Annotated in this window: 8 protein-coding genes; all 8 read right to left on the reverse strand. The window is 61.5% G+C overall.

The annotated features are described in order from the left end of the window. Positions 1–56: 56 nt before the first annotated feature. From AUQ37_RS08750 to AUQ37_RS08785, 8 genes are read right to left on the reverse strand one after another with little or no spacing between them, the layout of a single operon-like run. On the reverse strand, positions 57–2,876 hold the full coding sequence (locus AUQ37_RS08750; RefSeq protein ID WP_157844393.1) for a carboxypeptidase-like regulatory domain-containing protein: 2,820 nt from the start codon (positions 2,874–2,876) through the stop codon (positions 57–59). A gap of 24 nt (positions 2,877–2,900) precedes the next feature. Next, positions 2,901–7,235 (reverse strand): leucine-rich repeat domain-containing protein, encoded by a 4,335-nt coding sequence (locus AUQ37_RS08755; RefSeq protein ID WP_058748271.1) that lies wholly within the window; start codon positions 7,233–7,235, stop codon positions 2,901–2,903. Beyond that, the gene (locus AUQ37_RS08760) at positions 7,148–9,865 is read right to left on the reverse strand and encodes a leucine-rich repeat domain-containing protein (RefSeq protein WP_162262219.1); all 2,718 of its coding nucleotides are present in this window, start codon (positions 9,863–9,865) and stop codon (positions 7,148–7,150) included. Before AUQ37_RS08760 ends, AUQ37_RS08755 begins: the two co-directional genes overlap by 88 nt. After that, positions 9,838–16,629 carry a leucine-rich repeat domain-containing protein gene (locus AUQ37_RS08765; protein ID WP_058748273.1) on the reverse strand — a complete coding sequence of 2,264 codons (6,792 nt, stop codon included), beginning with the start codon at positions 16,627–16,629 and terminating at the stop codon, positions 9,838–9,840. The genes AUQ37_RS08760 and AUQ37_RS08765 overlap by 28 nt, the downstream gene beginning before the upstream one ends. Beyond that, positions 16,587–17,408 (reverse strand): leucine-rich repeat protein, encoded by an 822-nt coding sequence (locus AUQ37_RS08770; RefSeq protein WP_058748274.1) that lies wholly within the window; start codon positions 17,406–17,408, stop codon positions 16,587–16,589. Before AUQ37_RS08770 ends, AUQ37_RS08765 begins: the two co-directional genes overlap by 43 nt. 13 nt (positions 17,409–17,421) lie before the next feature. Beyond that, positions 17,422–18,477 (reverse strand): hypothetical protein, encoded by a 1,056-nt coding sequence (locus tag AUQ37_RS08775; RefSeq protein ID WP_058748275.1) that lies wholly within the window; start codon positions 18,475–18,477, stop codon positions 17,422–17,424. Next, complete coding sequence (locus AUQ37_RS10170) at positions 18,474–19,307, reverse strand: hypothetical protein (protein ID WP_058748276.1); 834 nt, start codon at positions 19,305–19,307, stop codon at positions 18,474–18,476. Before AUQ37_RS10170 ends, AUQ37_RS08775 begins: the two co-directional genes overlap by 4 nt. Before the next feature lie 48 nt (positions 19,308–19,355). Continuing rightward, positions 19,356–19,913 (reverse strand): hypothetical protein, encoded by a 558-nt coding sequence (locus tag AUQ37_RS08785; protein ID WP_058748277.1) that lies wholly within the window; start codon positions 19,911–19,913, stop codon positions 19,356–19,358. Positions 19,914–20,157: the final 244 nt, after the last annotated feature.

The following is a 20,157-nucleotide window of genomic DNA, read 5'->3' on the forward strand; positions in this document are numbered from 1 at the left end:
TGATCATACCCTCCTGGTCTGGAGGAGCACGAAAGCAAGTGCCAGCACCGCGATCACTACTCCCAGCATCCCGACGCAAGGGCCGCCGGGTCTATCCCGCTGCCGCTGTCCTCAGGCTCTGCGCTGTACGCGGCCACGACGGCCTTGCCGTCCATGTCGGCGGTCACAGGCAGGGTGCATACCGCATCCGTCCCGACCAGGCTGCCGTCCAGCATCCAGCCGCTGAACCTGAAGCCGGTCATGTCGGGGGCCTCAAGGCGTATCTCCGACCCGGTCTTCGCGCTTATCTCCTGCACCGGAATCAGGTCCACGGATGTCGGGGCCTGGTCTTCGGTTGCGGCCGTCACCGCCATGAACCTGGCATGCACGACCACGCTCGTCTCGGTATCCACCAGCCCGTACAGATTCACGGAAAGGAACCCGTCGAACGGGTCGGAGGCCTCGGACACCCGGTCCGTTACCGTGTAATCCCCGTAGACGTACTTCAGGCCGGCGGTCAGGGGCAGGCTGGCGGTGGCCCTGCCGTCCGACCCGGTGCTGACCTTGGCATACTGGGTTCCGTCGCAGTAGACGGTCAGCGAGATGTTCGGTACGGTGTTGTTCCTCGTCAGGGCACCGCCTTGTGAGGCGTAGGTCACGATCTGCTTCTTCACTATCGCATGCGCAGTGTAATCCGCCCCCGAGGCCGACATATAGTACCCTTCGGAGGAGACGGACAGGCCGGTCACCGCATCGCCCTCCCATCCCAGGATGCTGAACCGCAGGCTGCCGCCGTCGGAGGTGAAGGAAGCCCTGTGGCCGGCGCCTGAGACAGTGTAAGCGAACAGGGCCTCTGCTCCGGACGGGAGCCCCGAGACCGTGTACGCTCCGATGGCTGAGGGGACCGCCCTCTCGAAGGACGAGGGGACCGCGGACACCTCTGAGGAATACGTGAAGTCCGCGAAGGCGGCAGCCGTCGTGAAACGGTCGTTGCTGAAAGCATACCCATCGACGGTTGCCCAGGTGACGGTCGCCGACGTTCCGGCCTTCACATAGAAGGAGAAGGTGCCGTCGGACGCCGGAACGATGAGGTCCGCCATGCTGGACTGCGATGCCCCGTACGATACGGCTGCGGATGCTCCCTGCGGCATGGTGCCGGCGAGGGTGCCGGAGCATTTGTATGCCGCATCATCCGATGCCAATGCGACCCCTGTGAAGGTCCCGGAGAGGACGGCGGTGCCGTTCTTCCCGGAGGCCAGGTCGGGTATGCCGGACGGCGAGGAGTCAGCAGCTTTTATGTCGGCGACCGAGAACGAGTACACGTCCCTGGGGGACCCGGCCGTGAACCCGGCGAACGAGATGACGAGGTATGCTGCGCATCCTGACGGCAGGCCGCTCGGGACCTTGTAGACCACCGAGGTCAGGCCGCCGGCGCCGGTCGGCCCGACAGCGGCGGCATGGCCGGCGGCGATGGCAGTCGATATGGTTGATGGATCATCGGTTATCGCATACGGGCTGCCGCTCCCCGTCTGATAGTACCAGACAGCCGATACCGTCGCATCCCTGAGAGGGCGTCCATTGGAAGATTCCGCGGAGACGGATACAGACGACTCAACGGCGGTCAGGGCAATCTCTGCGGAGGACGAAGGCGACCACAGAACGTTCCCCTCGAGAAGGCTCGACGGGAACGGGCTGCCCTCAGTCTTCGGAAGGCCGTCGAGGATCCCTCCGTCGCCGTCGTTGGCCTGGAAAGTATAGATGCTTCCGCTCACGGCGCGGACATAAAGGTACACCGTATCCCCCTTCGGGACGGTGTACGATATCCCGGCCCTGCCGGAGCTGTCGGTGGCGGATATCACAGAGCACATGCCGGATACGGCCGACTTGTTGTACATCGACGGGTCGTCGGAGGACGCGTTCTGTATGAGCCATACGGCATTGATTTCCACGCCTGCCGCCGGAACGCCCCCTGCATCCGAGACAGTGACCCAGAGGGTCTTCTCGGAAGCGCGCACCTCGGGAAGCGCAGTGTCCGAGATCGCCGTGCCGGGCTGCGGGATGTATGGGAACGTGTACCCGCTGCAGGACACTGAGGTCAGAGATACCGTCGATCCCTTCGGCACTCTGAACGAGAAGGATCCGTCCGATGCTGTGCTGACGGTGCCGGTATCGGTCCTTCCCCCGGCCGATGCGTAGGAAACGGATGCGCCTTCGATCGCGCTCCCGGAGGCATCGGCGACGGTCCCCGATACTTTGACGAAGTCCCTCGCGAAGAATGTCTGGGCCGAGATCGAATATCCTCCGGACTCCACTTCTGCGGAATAGGTGCCGGAGACCGAGCCTGTGCGGATATCGCAGCTCTCCGATGAACCGACCGTGAATATGCATGCATGCTGCATGGCAGTAGACAGGGGTATCCCCCCGCCGACGGTCACGGAGGCACGGTCACTGCCTGAGATCTCCGTCTGCACCCCGTCCTTCTCGACGGCTACTGTCGCGGATGCTCCGTACGACGATGTGAACATTACCTGGAGGATCGCGAACCCGTCGGAGCTTCCGAGACCCAGGCGGGCGCGTATGTCCCCCCTGATGTCCGACAGGGATGCGCCGGTCTCAGAGTAGGTGAGGATGCTGCCCGCCGAGGAACCGGATGACAGGCCGTACCAGAACCCCTGATCGGATAACGTCCACTCCTCGGGCTCCAGCGACCTTGGCAGCTTCTCGTTCATGTAGGCGAGGGACCCATAGTCCTCCGAGTCCTGGTCGTAGACATCGACTGACAGCCCGCCTACGGCGGCCGCCTCCGATCCCTCCGCCGGGAAGAGCGCCAGGACCAAGGCCGCCGATGCGATGACGACCGCGGCCGCAACGGCCGCGCGCTTCCATGCTGCTGACATATGGTTCTGCATCTGCATCACACCTCAGGACCTCATCCTCGCGACGATTACCGCCGCGCACACGAACACTGCCAGCACGCCGGCCAGCACCCAGATCAGGCTCTGGTCGACCTTCTCGAACTCCGGGGATATCACTATGTCCGAGTTCACCGTGCCGCTGGTGCGGTTCCAGCCCTCGAAGTGGTACCCGTCCTTGGACAGGGATGCCCCGTCCCAGTCGGAAAGTATCTCCTTCAGGTCCGATGAGCCGTCGACCGTCTTGGTGTAGACTCCGTCAGCGACCGTCCAGTCGGAGGGGGCGCCGGAGACGGAGACCCCGGACAGGTCCAGGCTCACTCTGCACTGGCCGGCCTTCCATACGGCGTAGAAGGTGATTATCCCTCCTGCATCCGCATTGGACGCCAGCCCCTCGGTGAACTTCGTCACCGATATGGCGGAGTTGCTGTCGCCGCGCTCCAGGGACCAGCCGACCGCCGACTTGTTGCCCATCTTTCCGAGAACGGAACTGTCGGCCAGGGATATCTGGTCGCCCACAGTGTAGACGCTGCTGTCCACAGGCGGGTCGGCCGTTCCCCCGTTGGCGTCGTAGACGATCGTGTAGCTGATCGGGGTCCAGACGGCATCGAACCTGACCGTCTCGCCGCCGGACACGGACAGGTTCTTGAAGTACGTGCCGTAGGCGAGCGACAGGTCGCCGATCCTGTTCCAGCTGGACCCGTCCGTGCTGACCATGGGCACAGCGGAGGACCCGGCGCCGGTTATGGACCATCCGGCGAACTCGTAACCGCTCCTGGTCCCGGGGACCAGCATGGTCGGCTCGTCGTACTGGGCGGTGATGGACCTGTAGCTCTGGGTGTCCCTGTCCCTGTACTCGATGGTGTAGCTCGCCGGGGTCCAGGAGGCGTAGAGGACGAACTTGTCCCCCGAAGAGGGCGCCATCTCGCGGGTGAACGCCGTTCCGTCCCTCAGGACGGCGGTGTCGCCGACGTTCAGGACCCAGCCTGCGAAGGCGTACCCGACCCTGGAGGAATCGGAAGCGACCGGCAGGGTGAGGGTCTGGCCGAGGGAGATCATGGTCTGCCTCAGCGTGTAGGTGCCCTCTCCGCCGTTCCAGTCGACGGTGATCGCATAGGTGGCGCGGGACCATGTGGCCGTCAGCTTGACCGTCTTCCCGGGATCGTCGGTGAGGTTGAGGAACACGGTCGCTGCGACCGCGCCGCCGGACCATCCGCGGAACCCGGACTCGGTCTTGTACTGAGCGTGCACGGAGAGGTCGGACGAGGTCCATCCGGCGAACACGTACCCGCTCCTGGACGGAGCGTCTATGTGGACCTCGGAGGCGTACTCCGCGGTCCTGGGGGTGCTGCTGCCCGCAGTACCGTTGTTCAGGTCGTACTCTATGCCGTACGTCTGCCTGTCCCAGACAGCGTACATCACGATCTTCCCGTCGTTCCCGTGCCCTGCGACGGCAAGGGAGTCGTCGAGGGTCGTCCCGGTCCAGGGGGCGCCGCCCTCGTAGTACGACCATCCGCCGAAGGTGTATCCTGCCCTCACGATCTCGGACTCGCCCGGGGCCCACAGGGTTATCGGGTCCCCGTAGGCGTAGTAGGAGGTGTTGGGCATGGTGCCGATCACCATTCCGCCCGAGAGGTTGTAGCTCAGGGCGAAGGAGATCTCGTTCCAGATCATGGAGAACGCGATGACGTCGCTGTTGGCGTCGCCCACGGCCGCGAGCTCCGCGCCCACGGTGAACGCGGCGCCGCTGGCTATGGTCTGGCCGCCGGCGGTCCAGCCGCCGAACCTGGTGTGGATGTTGAGGGTATAGTCCCCGATGCTCCAGATGGATGTTCCAGGCTGGCCGTACACGGCCTCCATGTCGGGGTAGTTCGCCTTCACGGCGTTGGCCTGGGTCTCGCTCATGCCTGTAGTGTCGACGGAGACGGTGTAGGTCTTGGAGACCCAGCTTACGGAGAGGATCAGCACCCTGTCCGATGCGAAGCTGTCGATCATCTGCTTGGTGAGCCTGAAGTCGGAGACGTAATGCTCGTCGCCGACCGAGCCTGAGATCCCGGTCCAGTACCAGTAGCCGACCTTGTGGCCGGTCGGGGCCGATACGGCCGGGAGCTTGACGCCGTGCTCGTCGCTGTCCACGATGACGCCGGTCAGGTCCGCAGGGGCCTCTCCGGTGTAATCCTCGCCGAGGCTGAACCTGACGGTGTACTCCACCGGCTTCCAGGACCCTTCCATGGTCAGGTAGCACATGTCGGCCGCAGCCGCCATCTCATCTGTCAGCTGGTACTGGTAGTTGGGCATGAACAGGCCGTCGATCCCGAGGATCCTGTAGCCTTCGAACGTGTACCCAGTCTTCGTGTAGGTGCTCAGGAAGGGCACCACGGTGAAGTAGCCTCCCACCCTGCAGGATGTGGTCGCCGGAACCTTGTTCCCGGCGTCGTCGTTGATGCTGTAGGATATCCAGTATATCCCGCTGTTCATCAGGAAGGTTATCTCCGCATCGCTCGACGAATCGCTGAAGATCGCGTACGTCACAGAGGTTATGGCCGTCCCTCCGCAGAACGCCTTGTTGAGGGAGTACATGCTGTGCAGGGGCGTGGGCACCGCGAATCCGGCGGCGACCGCCGAATACGGGATGCTGTCGATGACGTCCCCGTCCATGTACTTGTTGTCCGGGATCTGCGTTCCGGCGCGCTTGTGGATGCCGTACTGGGTCCATCCGTTCATCTCGAACTCCGTCCCGGAGATGGTGGCGCCCGAATCGGAGAACCTGACGGTGATCGAGAACTGCCTCTCCTCGAACGTGACCTCCACCGAGATGTTCTTGGTAAACGTCTGGCCGGTGGCCAGCTCGGTGAAGTCGGTGGTGTTGAAGTAGCCGATCACCTTGTAGCCGACGGTCTTCAGGGAGATGTCCCTCCCGGAAGGATAGGTGTCGTCGGCGCACACGAGCGTGAGCCCTGAGGCCGGGTCGCTGCCGACGGTGAACGTGAACGGCCCTCTCACCGTCACGGGGCCGGCACCCTGGATGTGGTCCCCTGTGAAGGTAATCGTGTACTCGATGGAGCTGAACTTGGCGGTGTAGGTCTGGCCGGCCACGAACTTGGACGTTCCGGGCACGGCCTTGATGCCGTTGCTGTCGTACCAGCCTTCGAAGCTGTATCCGTCGGCGGGCACCTCCATGCTCTTGAACAGGTTGTAATCGGCAGGGTTCTTGAAAGAGGACCTCTCGCCGAACACGTGGTCGTAGTAGACGCTGACGGCCGTGCCGGGGGAATCTCCCTTCGCGATGGTCACGGTGACCTCCATGTCCTCGGAGACGAGCTCGAACCTGTCGAAGATGTACCCGGCGCGGACCGAGGAGGCGGACGCGTCGAGATAGAACACCTCGCTTCCCCTGTAGATGGCCACGCTGAGCACCACGAGCTTGTCGTTGTCGAACTCGGGAACCGCCATCAGAGATCCGTAATGGGCCGTCTGGGACAGCGGCGAGGTGCCCTCGCTGGACGTGATGGTGAAGGTAGCATCGCCGGCGTCCGAGACATTGCCGGTGAACACCACCGGGACGTTCTTGGACAGGGGGTAGACGGGGACGGCCATACCGGACCTGGCCGTGATGCCGCTGCTGAAGTCGCTGTCCGAAGCGTACACCTTGATCGTGCTGCTCGCTCCGACCATGGTGAAATAGTAGTCGGCGGACGCGCCGTACGGCAGCACGATCATGCCGCCGTAGATGGCCTTGTAAGTCTCCTGCCCGGCGGGCAGGAGGACGGACACAGTGGAGCTGACCTCCTGCACGAAGGTGAAGGACCCGGAGAATGCGGACCTGCTGTCGGAATCGGCATGCACGGTGACGGACATCCCCGGGCACGGCACGATCGAGGCCGCCATAGCGGAGTTCGCAGTGCCGTTGAACCAGAACGCCGCCGACGCGGTACCGGGTATGCCGGTGTAATCGAACGCCCCCTCTCCTATGGAGGTCACGGACGCAGCGATGTAGACGGTGCTGAGAGGCGAGTTCCGGAAGGCATAGGCGCCGATCGACGTGAGAGAGTCGGGAATCACAGCAGACCTCAGGGAACCGCATCCCTCGAAGGCGCTCTCGCCAAGATAGGATGTTCTGGGGCCGAGGGTCACCGAGCGCAGCGCAGTACTCTCGAACGCATGACCGCCGACAGAGGTTATCCTGATGAATGGGTTCAGGCCGGTCCCGGAGTTCAGCGATGAGAGCGTGACGCATCCGGAGAACGCATAATCGCCTACGGAGGTTGCAACCGGGGCGCTGACAGATGCCAGAGCCCTGCATCCGTAGAACTGGTACGGAGCGATGGCCTTCGCCGCGGGCATCTCGGCCGAGACCAGGGACGTGCATCCGTAGAACGTGCCGTCGCGAACGTCTCAGCAGAGGTCATGACGACCGAGGTCAGCGCGGTGCACCCGTGCAAGTCTGCGAGGAACGAGACGGCCGCAGGGACGCTGATGCTCTGGAGCATCGGCACCTTGCAGGGATCGGAAGACGCCGAGCTGTTGAAGAGGTTCGCAGGCAGGGACTTCAGCGAGGGCGACGAGAAGGCCGTCAGGGAAGTGCATCCATAGAACGCATAATTCCCGACGGACTCTATGCCGCCCGATGTCCCGACGGTCACCGTCTTCGCGCCGGTCTCGGCGAACGCATAGCTGCCAATGTACTCGGCCGAAGAGAGCGCGTATGCTCCGGAAGCGTTGACCGATGTCAGAACGGAGCACCCGTAGAACGCGAAGTCTCCCACCAACTTGAGGGCCGGCATAGTGACCGACCCGAGGTTGATGCACCCGCCGAAGACGGCGTACTTCGATGCATCGGAAGCCGAGACAGGAACGGAGACCTCCGTTCCGATGCTCTCAGCCGATTCCAGGGTGAGGGATACGAGCGCGGTGCATCCGGAGAATGCCAGCGCGCCCACCGACACCGCGGATCCGGCCGTCACCGACGAGAGCACGGAGCATCCGGAGAACGATCCCTCCGGTATGCCGGTGAGCCCGGCGGCGGAGAAGGATTCCAGGGAAGCGCAGCCGCTGAAGGCGTAAGCTCCGAGGGATACGGTCCTGTCGGAGAAGGCTGCAGACTGCAGCGAGGCGCAGCCGTCGAAGACATATGTCCCGAAGGACGCAGCCAGCGGCATTGTTCCAGACGTGATGGATGTCAGACCCGACCCCGCGAAGGCCCTGTTCCCGACGGTCGCGGCGGCAGGGGCGGAGAAGGACGTGAGCGAGGCGCAGCCCTCGAAAGCGCTGGGCGAGATGTATTCGCTGATGCCCAGCACCACGTTGTTGAGGGAAGAGCACCCGTAGAACTCGCGCCCGTTCTGGAGCAGGAGGTTGGCCCTGTCGAGGTTGATGGTCTCCAGCGACCTGCAGCCCTCGAACATCGATGCAGGCAGGGTCAGGGACCTCGTGGACCCGCTTATGAGCGTCACCTTGGCGAGCGATACGCAGTTCTTGAACTGCCCGGCCTGGCCGAGAGTGGTCGCGCCCGATATGTCGACCTCCTCCAAGTCGCTGAAGCCGCTGGACATGTCCATGGTGAACCTGGTGACGGTCGGGATGATTAGCTTCTTCAGCTTTGTAGCAGAATGCGATCCCGCCGCCATGAACGTGGCCGACGGGAGCTCGGCTATGGTCCCGTAGACCTTCAGGGACAGCAGAGAAGTGCAGCCCTGGAAGACCTTATCTCCCATAGTCAGAGAGGCGCCGGAAGACCCAAGGACGACGTCCGTCACAGCAGAACCTGCGAACGCACCCTCGCCGACCACCCTCACGCCAGTCAGGCTGACGGTGTTGTCGGACGAGTTGATCTGCTTGATCCCGCTGTTCCTGAAGGCGTACTTCCCGATCTCGGTGCAGTTGCCGAAGGTAGCAGAGGAGAGCTTGGCGCATCCGTCAAAAACGGATTCCCCGACCTTGGTCATGGAGGGCAGGGAGGCAGACAGCATGGAGGAGCACTCGCTGAACGCGGCGGTGCCTGCCGTGAGCACCTGAGGTCCGGAGACCCCGGTCATACCGGTGCAGCCGCAGAACGCCTCCTGGCCTATCGAAGATACGGAATTAGGGAGAGAGACCGTCCCGGACAGACCGGTGCAGTCCCTGAACGTGCGTGTTCCTATGGATATGACGCCGTCTGCCACCGTCAGCGAGATTGCGTTGCTCTTGCTGTAGTACCACGGGGTGGTGATGTAATTATCCTCGGAATAGTCGCAGCCGCGCACGTAGCCGGTCAGCGTTACCGAAGTTATCCCGGTGCAGCCTGAGAAGCTGGGCGAGGAACCGCCGGCCGTGTTGAGGTCCGCAGGAATGCTGAGGGCCTGTATGCCGGAGCATCCGGTGAACCCGCCGTCCCCGATGCTGAGGACGCGCTCTATGGTCAGGGCGGAGATGTTCTTGCATCCGGCGAACGCATAGCTGCCTATGCTGGTGATCGATCCCGGGATTACTATATTCCCCGAGAGGCTGGCACAGTCGCGGAACGCGTTGTCCCCGATATGATCCACAGTGTGGGCGAAGGACATGCTGATGCTCCTTCCTGAAACGCTGCTGATGTACCAGGGGGTGTTCTTGTAGTTCTTGTTCTGCGCACTCGGATGGTCGAGGTAGTCCACGCCGGCAGTTCCGGTGAAGCTGACCTGCGTTATCCCGGTGCATCCGCTGAATGCAGGATTGCCGTCGTCACAGACGGAGTTGACATCTACCGGAAGCGTAAGGGAAGCTATGCCGGTGCAGCCTGAGAACGATCCGCTGCCCAGGGCCGTGTCGGTCCTGGATATCGTGAGGGCGGTCAGGCCGGTGCATCCCTCGAAGGCGTGCGCACCCACCGATTTCAGAGCGGAGGACAGGGACAGGGGGCCGGTAAGGCCGGTGCAGCCGTAGAACATGCTGTCGCCTATCGAAGTCACAGATGATGCCAGGGAAAGGCTCAGCGTACCGTCCTGGAAAGATACCACGGAGTGAGGGTGCGGGCGCTCCCGTCCGACAGTTCGGAGTAAGCATATCCGTCCGTGCCGGTGAACGCTAAGGATGTGACGGATGCGCATCCCTCGAAGGCAGGGGATTCGGCCGATACCACCGTGTTCATCCCGATCGGCAGGGACATGGACCTTACCGATGTGCACCCGGCGAACGAGGATTCTGAAACCGCCGCGCTTCCGCTGAGGACCAGGGAAGTCAGGCCTGTGCATCCATCGAAGGCATGAGCTCCGATCGGGATCGACAGGGACAGCGTGCCCTTCAGGGCGGTCAGGCCCTTGAACGTGTAGGCGCCGACGGAGGCGGAGGAACCGAAGTCCACGGCCACCGATGAGGCGGTGCTCATGTGCCAGGGAGTGAGCGCATAGTCGCTCTCGCTGTAGTCGTGCCCGGCGCCGGAGCCGGTGAAGACGACCGACGTTACCCCGGTGCATCCGCTGAATGCGGGGTCCGACGGGTTCCCGACGGAATCGGCGGAGATGGGCAGGGAGACCTTCGAGATGGACGTGCATCCCCTGAAGGCCCCGTCGCCCAGGTCGGCCAGGTTCCCGCCGAGCATGACTGTGTTTATGCCTACGCAGGACCCGAACGCCTCATCGCCTATGGAGGTCACGTCCGTCAGGGACACGGCCCCGGCGCCGTTGAGGCTGGCCAGCGCGGTGCAGCCGTAGAACGCCTTGCTGCCTATGGTGGACAGGGCAGGGGCGGTCACGGAGGCGAGGGCGGTGCATCCCTCGAAGACGCTCGACCCGAGCGAAGAGGCAGCAGGCATGCTGATCGACCGCAGGGCGGTGCATCCGTAGAACACGCCGTCGGCGAACGACTGGGCCGACTGGGCATTGACGTTCGCCAGCTTGGTGCATCCGTGGAGGTCGGCATCGAAGGTGACCACAGAGGGCACGGAGATCGAGACGAGCTCCGGGGTCAGGACGGCCGTCTCCTTCCCGACGTTCCCGAACAGGCCGGCCGGCAGGTCGGTGATCCCGGGCGCAGAGAAGGAGGTCAGGCTGGCGCATCCGTAGAACGCCATGTTTCCGACCGTTCCGGAGCCGATGTCCGCGGAACCGAGCACGACCTGCTTGGCGCCGGTGCCGGCGAAGGCGGCGAAGCCGACGTTCCGGACCGAGGAGAGGTCCATCTTAGATGTTGAGTTGAACAGTACCAGATGGTCGCATCCGTAGAAGGCCATCGGGCCCACGTCGGTCAGGACGGGCATCTTCACGGAGGCGAGGGCGGTGCATCCCAGGAACACGGCGGGCGTCGTGTCCTCTTCCGTGTCTATCTCTGATATATCGGAAGTTATCCCCACGCGGACGGCCGCCGGCATCTCCAGCGAGGCGAGCCTGTAGCAGTCGGAGAACGCTCTCTCGGCGATCGAAGCGGCCGCAGGCACGGACACCGATGTCAGAAGGCTGCATCCGCGGAGCATCTCCGCAGGGATCGCCTGGAGCCCGGGCGCGGAGAACGAGGTCAGGGCGGTGCATCCGCGGAAGGCTTCCGATCCGGAGGATTCGGTCGCAGCGGGCAGGGACACGGTCGCCAGGGATGTGCATCCGCTGAACGCCCCTGCGCCCAGCGACTGGACCTCCGGGAACATGCTGTCGGATACCGACTGGAGCCCCGATGAGGCAAAAGCGCGTGCCCCTATGGATATGGCCTGAGGAGCGCTGAAGTGGATCAGGGCGGTGCATCCGAAGAACGCCTCCTGGGAGACAGAGGGCGACATGGTGAGATCGGCAGTGTCCAATGAGGTGCAGCCGTAGAACTCGCGGCCGTTCCTGAGCTCCGCCTTCTCCAGATTCACGATTGAGAGGGACGTGCATCCCTCGAACATCGACTTGGGCAGGACAACGGTGCTGGACGAGCTGGCATCGTTGAACAGGACAACGGTGACGAGCGCAGTGCAGTTCTTGAACGTGCCCTCGGTGGACCCGAAGCTCGTGGTCCCGGATATATCCACAGCTGTAAGATGTGAGAAACCGGACAGAGTGGCCGAGAACTGGTTGGCATGCCTGACATTGAGGGTTGTGAGCATTGATTCGAAGGCCGATGACCCAGACAGGGTGCTTGTCTTGAAGTCGCTGATGGTGCCGTCGACCGTGAGCGACATCAGCTGGGCGCACTCCTGGAACGCGTAGTTCCCGATGGTGAGGGCGGTGCCCTCCTTCCCGACGGTGACGTTGATCACTCCGGAATGCTTGAAGGCGGAGTTCCCGAGAGAGGTCACCTCTGTGAGAGACAGCGTTGATGAGCCGTTGAACAGGGAAAGCGACTGGGTCTCAGCGAAAGCGCTGTTCCCGATGGATGTCAGGGTCCCGAGTGTGACACTCGTGAGACCGGTGCAGCCCTCGAACATGGAATCAGGGACAGATGTCATCCTCGGAAGGTCGGCCGATGACATCGAGGTGCATCCCTTGAAGACGGCTGTCCCGGAAGTGGTCACGGATTCGCCGGTAACGGCGGTGAACTTGGTGCAGTCCTGGAAGGCGCCGTCGCCGATCGATGTGATCCCTGAGAGGTTCAGGGTGCCTCCGGTGCCGGTCAGCTCGGTGCATCCGGCGAACATCTTGGCTCCGATCCTCTGGACGGAGCTCTCGACGGTCAGCACGATAGAGTTGTTCCTGCTGTAGTGCCAGGGAGTATAATCGGAGTTGATGAGGTAGTCATACCCGACAGTGCCGGTGACTGTCAGCGCCCTGATACCGGTGCATCCCCTGAATATAGGTCTGGCAGTGTTGCCGACAGTATTGAAGGACACCGGGAAGGCGAGATTTCTGATGCCGGTGCATCCGTCGAATGCTCCGTCGCCCAGCATCGGCGACCCTTTGATCTCCAGCGAGGTTATTCCGGTGCATCCGGAGAAGGCGTACTTGCCTATGCCGGCCAGGTTGGAGGGTATGGAGAGAGCTCCGCTGATGCCGGTGCATCCGGCGAACATGTAGCTGCCGACGGACGTGACCGTGGGAGCGAGAGTGAGGCTGATGCTGTTGGCCTTGCTGTAGTACCAGGGAGTGCGATGATAGTCCCCGTCTCCGGAATCTGAATATGCGAATCCGGAGGTTCCGGTGAACGTGATGCTGCGGATGCCGGTGCATCCGTCGAAGATAGGCGCATCGGAACTGCCTGCGGCATTGAAGGATATGGGCATCGAGAGGTTCCTGATGCCGGTGCATCCGGAGAAGGCTCCGGTGCCGACATCGATGACCGAGTCTCCGACGGTGAGCGCCGTCATGCCTGTGCATCCTCTGAACGCGTACGCGCCGATGTCCGAGATCCCGTCCAGCGACACCGATGTTACCTTGGCGCACCCGTCGAAGGCATGCGTCCCGATCTCGGTGAGACCGCTCGGGAAGAATATGCTCCCGCTGAGGCCGTAGAACGATGACCCGCTGGACGACCAGCATCCGGCGAACATGTAGTCCCCTATGGACTTTACCCCGGTGAAGGAGACAGAGATATCCCTGCTGGTACAGCTGGCGCGCCACGGGGTGCCAGCAGCGCTGCTCTCATCGTAATCGAACCCTTCTCCGAAGGACGACCCGGCAGTGAACGCGAACGTGTGCACGGGGCAGTTCTCGAACATGGACGAAGTGTATTTCAGGCCGATCGGAAGGGTGAGTGACCTGAGTGCCGTGCATCCGGCGAACGCGCCCTCGGCGATGGTCTCCACCGAATCCGGAACGGTCAGGCCGGTCAGGTTGGTGCAGTTCCCGAAGGCATTGGAACCGATGGACTGCAGGCCGCTGTTGAGGGCCAGAGCGGACAGCGGAGCTCCGCTGAAGGCATACTGGCCTATGCTGCGGAGCGTCGACGGGAACGTAACGGTGTTCGCCGCATTGAGGTACGAGTAGTCCCCTATGGACACGATGCCCTCATCCAATATGAGCGTGTATCTGGGACAGTTGTGCCAGAACAGATTGGCGCTCGAGGATGACGTGTATGCTGCGCCCTCGCCCGTTCCCGGAGTGAACCGCAGAGTGGTGATGTGCGTGTTCGAGCTATTGGTTCCGACATCCATCTTGAAAGAGATGGGAACGGTCAGGTTGGTCACTCCTGAGCAGTTGTAGAACGCGTTGCTCCCGGCGGACTGAAGCCCATCCGAAAGGGTCAGCGTTGTAATCTTGTTGCAGTTGTAGAACGCGTTCGCCCCGATCTCCCTGACGCTGTCGGCAAGGGTGACTGAGGTTATCGATGCACGGTTCACGTCGTTGCGGTAGAACATGTACGGGTCAACGGCTGTGACACCGTCCTCGAACGTGACTGAGATCTGCCATCCCGAATAGTTCCACCAGGACCACGGCATCGATCCCCAGTTCGACAGATAATAGTTGGTGGCGAGGGCCGAGGCCCCGTTGCCTGTGAAATGGAACTCCGAAATGCGTGTGCCGGTGTCGAAAACAGCGTGAAGCTGGACGCTTATGGGGACCGTCAGTTTGGTTATCCCGGGGCATTCGTAGAACACGTTGTTGTTCTGATTCACGGTGAACAGCGTCGCCGCCGTGCTCTTCACGACGACTGAGGTTATCCCGGAAGATCCCCTGAAGGCGTTAACGCCAACCGAAGTCAGGTATTCGGGCAGCACGACCTCTCCCGTGATGGAAGAGTGATAGAATGCCGACTTGTAGATCGTGTTGACCGTATCCGGGATGATGAGTCCGTTCTTCACCATCTTGGCAGGGCAGATCATCAGTACATTGACCGACTTGTCGTAGAGGATCCCCTCGACAGTGGTATAGGACTGATTGGAGCTGTCCACAGTTATGCTGGACAGGTTCAGGTCCTGGAATATCGCATCCGTCCCTATGCTGGACAGGTCCTTCCCGAAAGCGAAGGAAGAGACCGCGGTCAGGCCGAACGCCTGGCTGCCGATGGTTGTGACGTTCGGCATGCTGAGCGCGCTTACAAGCGAAGTGCAGTTATAGAACGCGGTATCGCCTACTGTGACAATACTGTTGCCGGTGAAGCCTATCAGGTTCCTACAGTCCCGGAATGCGCTATTGCCTACAGTCTGGAGATTGTCCGTGCTGAGGTTGCCGCCGGAAGTCCCTATAAGCGCAGAACATCCCTGGAAGGCAGAGACATCGATCGTCACTACCTTGGGCATGGAGATAGAGGTCAGCGCGGTGCATTGGAAAAAGGCACTGTTCCCGATGGTGGTCACTTTGCTGAAGTCGGCGGAGGCCAGGGACGTGCATTGATAGAACGCATTGGTCCCGATCGAGACCGCCCCGCCAAGAGAGACGGACCCGAGCGAACTGCAGCGGATGAAAGCATTGTTCCCTATTGTCAGATCCGCTGTTCCGCTGCATGTCATCGAGGCCAGAGTTGTGCAGCCCTCGAAAGCGCTGGTCCCGATGGAGGTCAGCGACCCTGCCGTCACGGACTGGAGGCTGGTGCATCCGGAGAAGGTCTGATAGTCTATGGCCGTCACTCCGTTGGGAATCGTCACTGTCCCTGCAAGCGCCCTGCAGTTGGAGAAAGCGCGGTTCTCAAGAGTGGTGAGAGCAGAGACGCCGCTGAAGTTCACGCCCACGAGGGATGTGCAGCTGTCGAACGCCTGATACTTGATTGTCTGAAGCGTATCAGGCATGCTGACAGCAGTATAGCTGCCGGAGATGTCGGCCGTGCCTTTGAGGGCGGCGCATCCGTAGAATGCCAGGGCGCTGATCTGGGTAATGCCGGTGCCCAGATCAAGGGACACCAGGCCGGTGCAGCCGCGGAATGCTTCGCTCTCTATAACGGCGCTGCCGGACCCGAATTTGAGGCCTGTGATCGGAGTGCCGTAGAACGCCGATGCTCCGATGGACGTGAGCTGGTTTCCGAAGTTGAGACTGCCCGTGAGGTTCCCGCATCCCCGGAAAGCGTTGCTTCCTACTGAGCTCAGCAATGAACCGCTCCCGAAGGATATCCCCTTGAGAGAGCTGCAGCCGGAGAATGCATTGTTGGATATCGTAGTCAGAGAATCCGGCATGCTGACAGCGGTATAGCTGCCGGAACCGTCAGGCGTTCCCCCGAGCGATGCGCAGCCGTCGAAAGCATAGGTGGAGATCGCTTTTAAGCCCTCGTTGAGCTTCAGACCGAGGAGGCCGACACAGCCCTGGAAAGCGCTGTCGTAAATGTTGATGACGCCGGCAGGGATCTCTATACCGGTCAAAGAGTTGCACTGATAGAATGCCCGAGCGTGGATATTGATCACAGTGGAAGGAATCGTCAGAGATGTCAGCCCGCTGTTCCTGAAGGTATCGCTGTTGATCGCTGTTATCTTCCCGAGCGTGCTGACCGACTCTAAGGAGTTGCAATCCCAGAATGCGCTGGCACCCAGCGATGTCAGGTCCTCCGAGAGCGTCGCAGACGCCAAGGATGTGCATCCGAAGAATGCGGAATTGGCTATCGAGGTGACGCTCGGCATAGTTATCGAGGTTATCCCTGTACAGCCGTAGAACGCGCTGTCGGAAACGGTATTGAGACTGTTGAAGGTCAGGTCGCCGGCGATGCTGCTTCCGCGGAACCCATTGCTGCTTATTGTAGTAAGGTCCGGCATGGTCACCGATGTCATGTGTGTGCAGCCGTCGAACACGTACTGGTCCATGCTGGTTAGCAGCGGGAAGCTCTGCGGCCCGAGATTGGAGCATCCCTTGAGCGACATGTAACCGAGAGAATAGATCTTTTCCGCGCTGACCGATGCTAGGGAGGTGCAGTTCAGGAAAGAACTGTTCCCGATTCTGACAGAATTGCCGAGCACGGCGCAGTCAGAGATTTGCAGCCCGAGAATGCTCTGTCGTTGACGGCCGTGGCCGACGGTAGATTGACAGTCTCCAGGGATTCTAGGCCGTTAAGGCGGTCCGCGTTAAGGGTCACCAGATTCGTGAACGAGATGTTCTTGACCGATGTATACTGGAACATTTCGCGGTCGAAATCCTTCATGGAAGATGATTCGACGGTCTTCAGGCCTTTGAAATCATTGAAGATATACCTCCCGGCCGTCTGGTATCCGTCTATGACCGCCTTCTCCACATCCCCTTTGAAGAACATGTCGTACCACATGGTGTGGGCGCTGCTGGATGTGTAGGCGTTGTACAGGCCGTACCATGTGCCGGAAGATGTCCTCGTGAGGGTGATGGTCTTCTCGGAGACATCATACGTCCATACTCCCCCTGCACAATTGGTTATCTGGGGAATATCCCCCTGATACAGCAGGTCCGCGCTCGGGGGCACGGACAGAGCTGTGAGGGCAGTCGATATGTTCAGGTTGTTCCCCTTGACAATCACGCGCACAGTGTCGGACGCATGGGTAAAACCGTCCAGCGCCGCAGGCTGGACGGAGGACGTGAATGTCAGCGTCAGGTAATTCGTGGAGTCGTCATAGCTCCACGTGCCTATCCCGGCGCCCCCGGTATCATTTATATTGCCGTTCGTGACGGCCGCATCCGAATCATCCGCCCCTCCCGCCGCCGCGGCCGCGGCCAGCACCGCGACGAGGACGATCAGCGCCCAGAGGGACCTTTTCCCAACGTTTCCCATATTAACAAACCTCTCATCTGAACGCATCCGACAGGTAGCTGCCTGCCATCGCTTTGATCGTGTCCCCGCCGCAATGCGGTATCGGCCTGTAGCCGGGGGCGCTTTTGTACATGAACTCGGCATCGGTGACCGTGGACCCGGTGGCCCTATCGTAGAAGCTCCATCTGAGGGAGACCGTCACCGATGAAACGTCCCCTGCAGTCGCGGCCTCGGCCCTGTACCCGAGCCTGAACGATCCGTCCCTCCTCGCGGCCGACGACATCCTTGCCACATAGGCGGCGCAGAGCTCCTCCTGGCCGATGGTGAAGGCGTAGCAGAACCTCGCCCCGGACGAGCCGCCCATCCTCATCCCCTGCAGGAATATGCTGCACCACATCAGCGAGGGGCCGTAATCGACCATGTTCCTGTCCGACGATATCTTCCCGAAGTCGCGGTCGACGTCCGAAGATTCCGGGATCTCCTCCATGGCCATCAGAATGGTCTTGAGCCTGCGGGAGTTGCGGCCGTCCGCGGTCCTGCGGAGGAGCGCGGCGACCGTGCTCTTGATCAGCCTGTTCTCAGGCCGGTCCTTGGAGTACAGCTCGTACTCCACGTAGATCCTCTCCTTGTGGATGTAATTGCGGCGGATGTGCTCGTTGAACACGATGCGGCCTTTGAAGGACTTCTCGTTGCCTGATACAGAAGTGTACATGGACCTGAGCCCTTTGTTGATCAGCCTGTTGACATCGTCCGCGAAGACCATGACGAAGAACTCGAAGAGATCGGGGCCGGCGGTCCTGCCGGCGCTTATGCCGAAGACCTTGCAGAGCATCTCGGACAGGGCGCGCTCCCGGCCGGTGCCGGAGCTGCCGGCGGGCATGCTCGGCAGGATGTCCAGGCGGGAACCGTCCTCGAACGCTATCTGCCCTATGCGCCCGTTCGATGTGAACAGCGGGCCCCTCGGCGTCTCGGAGAGCGCGAAGGCATCCCCGCCGGCGAGGTCCGCTATGGCGCGGATCTGCTCCGATTCCGCCCTGCTCACCTGGACAGGAGCGGATTCGACCGCGGTCGCGGAAGGATGGGAGGTCAAGCTTTGGATCCCCCGGATGCGGGATCGAAGAGGGAATCGTCGAAATCGGCCCTGTCGGTGCTGTAATCGACGGTCATCTCCGCCCCGAAACCCTTCTCCTCCGCTTTGAACGACCCGTTGTTCTCGGAGAGGACGAAGTCCGCCCCGACATCGATGGTCTTGCCGTCGTACTGATAGTGCGCGTCGATGTGCATTGTCTTGCCGGTGACGTCCGCGTCCGGGAGCATCGCCATGTAAGCGCTGTAACCGGCGGATGCGCGCACCGGGATGCATTCCGCGGGGCAGCCGGGGCCTCCGACCGTGGCAGTGAGGCGCGACGGGCGCGCGCCCATCATGTCGTCCGCGTACACGAGGACGAACCTCTTTCCGCTGTGGCCGCGGGCATCGGCGACCCATGTCTCGGGAACAGTGGAGCCGGAGACCGACAGAGGGGAGCTGCTGGGGCGGATCCACCCCATCTTCCCCCCGAAGATGTTGGCAAGGCCGGCGGATGCGATCGCAAGGATCAAGAGAACGGCCGATGCGGCCATGTACGCAGCATCCTCCGACCCGTGCCCGGCTATGATCAGGATGAGCAGCAGGGCCGAGGCCGCGACCGCGGCGAGGGTGCAGAACCTCAGCTTCCCGAAGACCTCCGTGCCGTCCGGCACCGAGGCCCCGCTCTCGGGCCTGTATCCCTCGGCCCTGTTCATGACCACCTCGGACCCCTCCGGGGTCCTGGAGAACAGGACGCTGTCCCCTTTCCTGATTCCCATCGCTTTGGCGGCCGATTCGCTGAGGGGCATCTTGCCCCCGGGACCCACTTTGCCGGTGCCTATGACTTTGACCATTGAAAATCACCTTGATATTTTCGGGAGCGCCCCGCCCCCTGCGCTCACTCAGACGTATCCGTACTCCGACATCATCTGGAACATGTAGCTGATGCCGATCAGGAGCCCGGAGACCGCCAGTACGAAGACCGACATGGCGAGAAGGTTCTTGGCGGAGGACGCGGTCCTGCCCATGGACCTCACGGCCTCGCTCTGGCTGAAAGCGTTCTCGTCGGTGGGGCTCTCGCGCACATGCCTCCACATGATCGGCGCGGCCGAGACGACGGAGAGGGACCTCTCCGCCGAATAACACTCGATGAAACCGCTGAAGCAGAGCAGCATGACGGCGGCCATCCTCAGGGCGAAGACGACGGTCTTGGCGGAACCGGCGAGGCCGTCCTCGATGCCTGACAGCGTCATGACCGAGAGTATGAGGGACAGGACGGTGACGGATATGAGGGCGGCCGCTCCCCTGAACACCAGATGCGCCTGCTCGGACAGGCCGTCGGTCAGCTCTTTGGAAACTGCGACTATCTCCTCGTTGGAAGCCTCCGAGAGGAAGTAGTCGTACTTTCTTCCGAACCTGTTATTTCCGAACCTGTTATTATTCTCAGAAAATTTGTGCAACGGAACGTCTTACGGAGTATAGATATAAAATAATGATTGTGAATGGAGACTGTGTTGAATAAGTCGGGCAAAGGAGATCCGGCCCGTCCGTCTTCCGTTTTCTTTGAATGAGAGTCGGTTTTGTCTGTTCTAGGCCTGAATGTATGTTTTATTCATTGTTTTAATATTTAGTTTTTACGCATATATTTATATATAAAACGCATAAGGAAAATCGCTTAAAACAGCATAGCCAGACAGCAGGTTG

Source organism: Candidatus Methanomethylophilus sp. 1R26, assembly GCF_001481295.1.
GTDB lineage: Archaea > Thermoplasmatota > Thermoplasmata > Methanomassiliicoccales > Methanomethylophilaceae > Methanomethylophilus.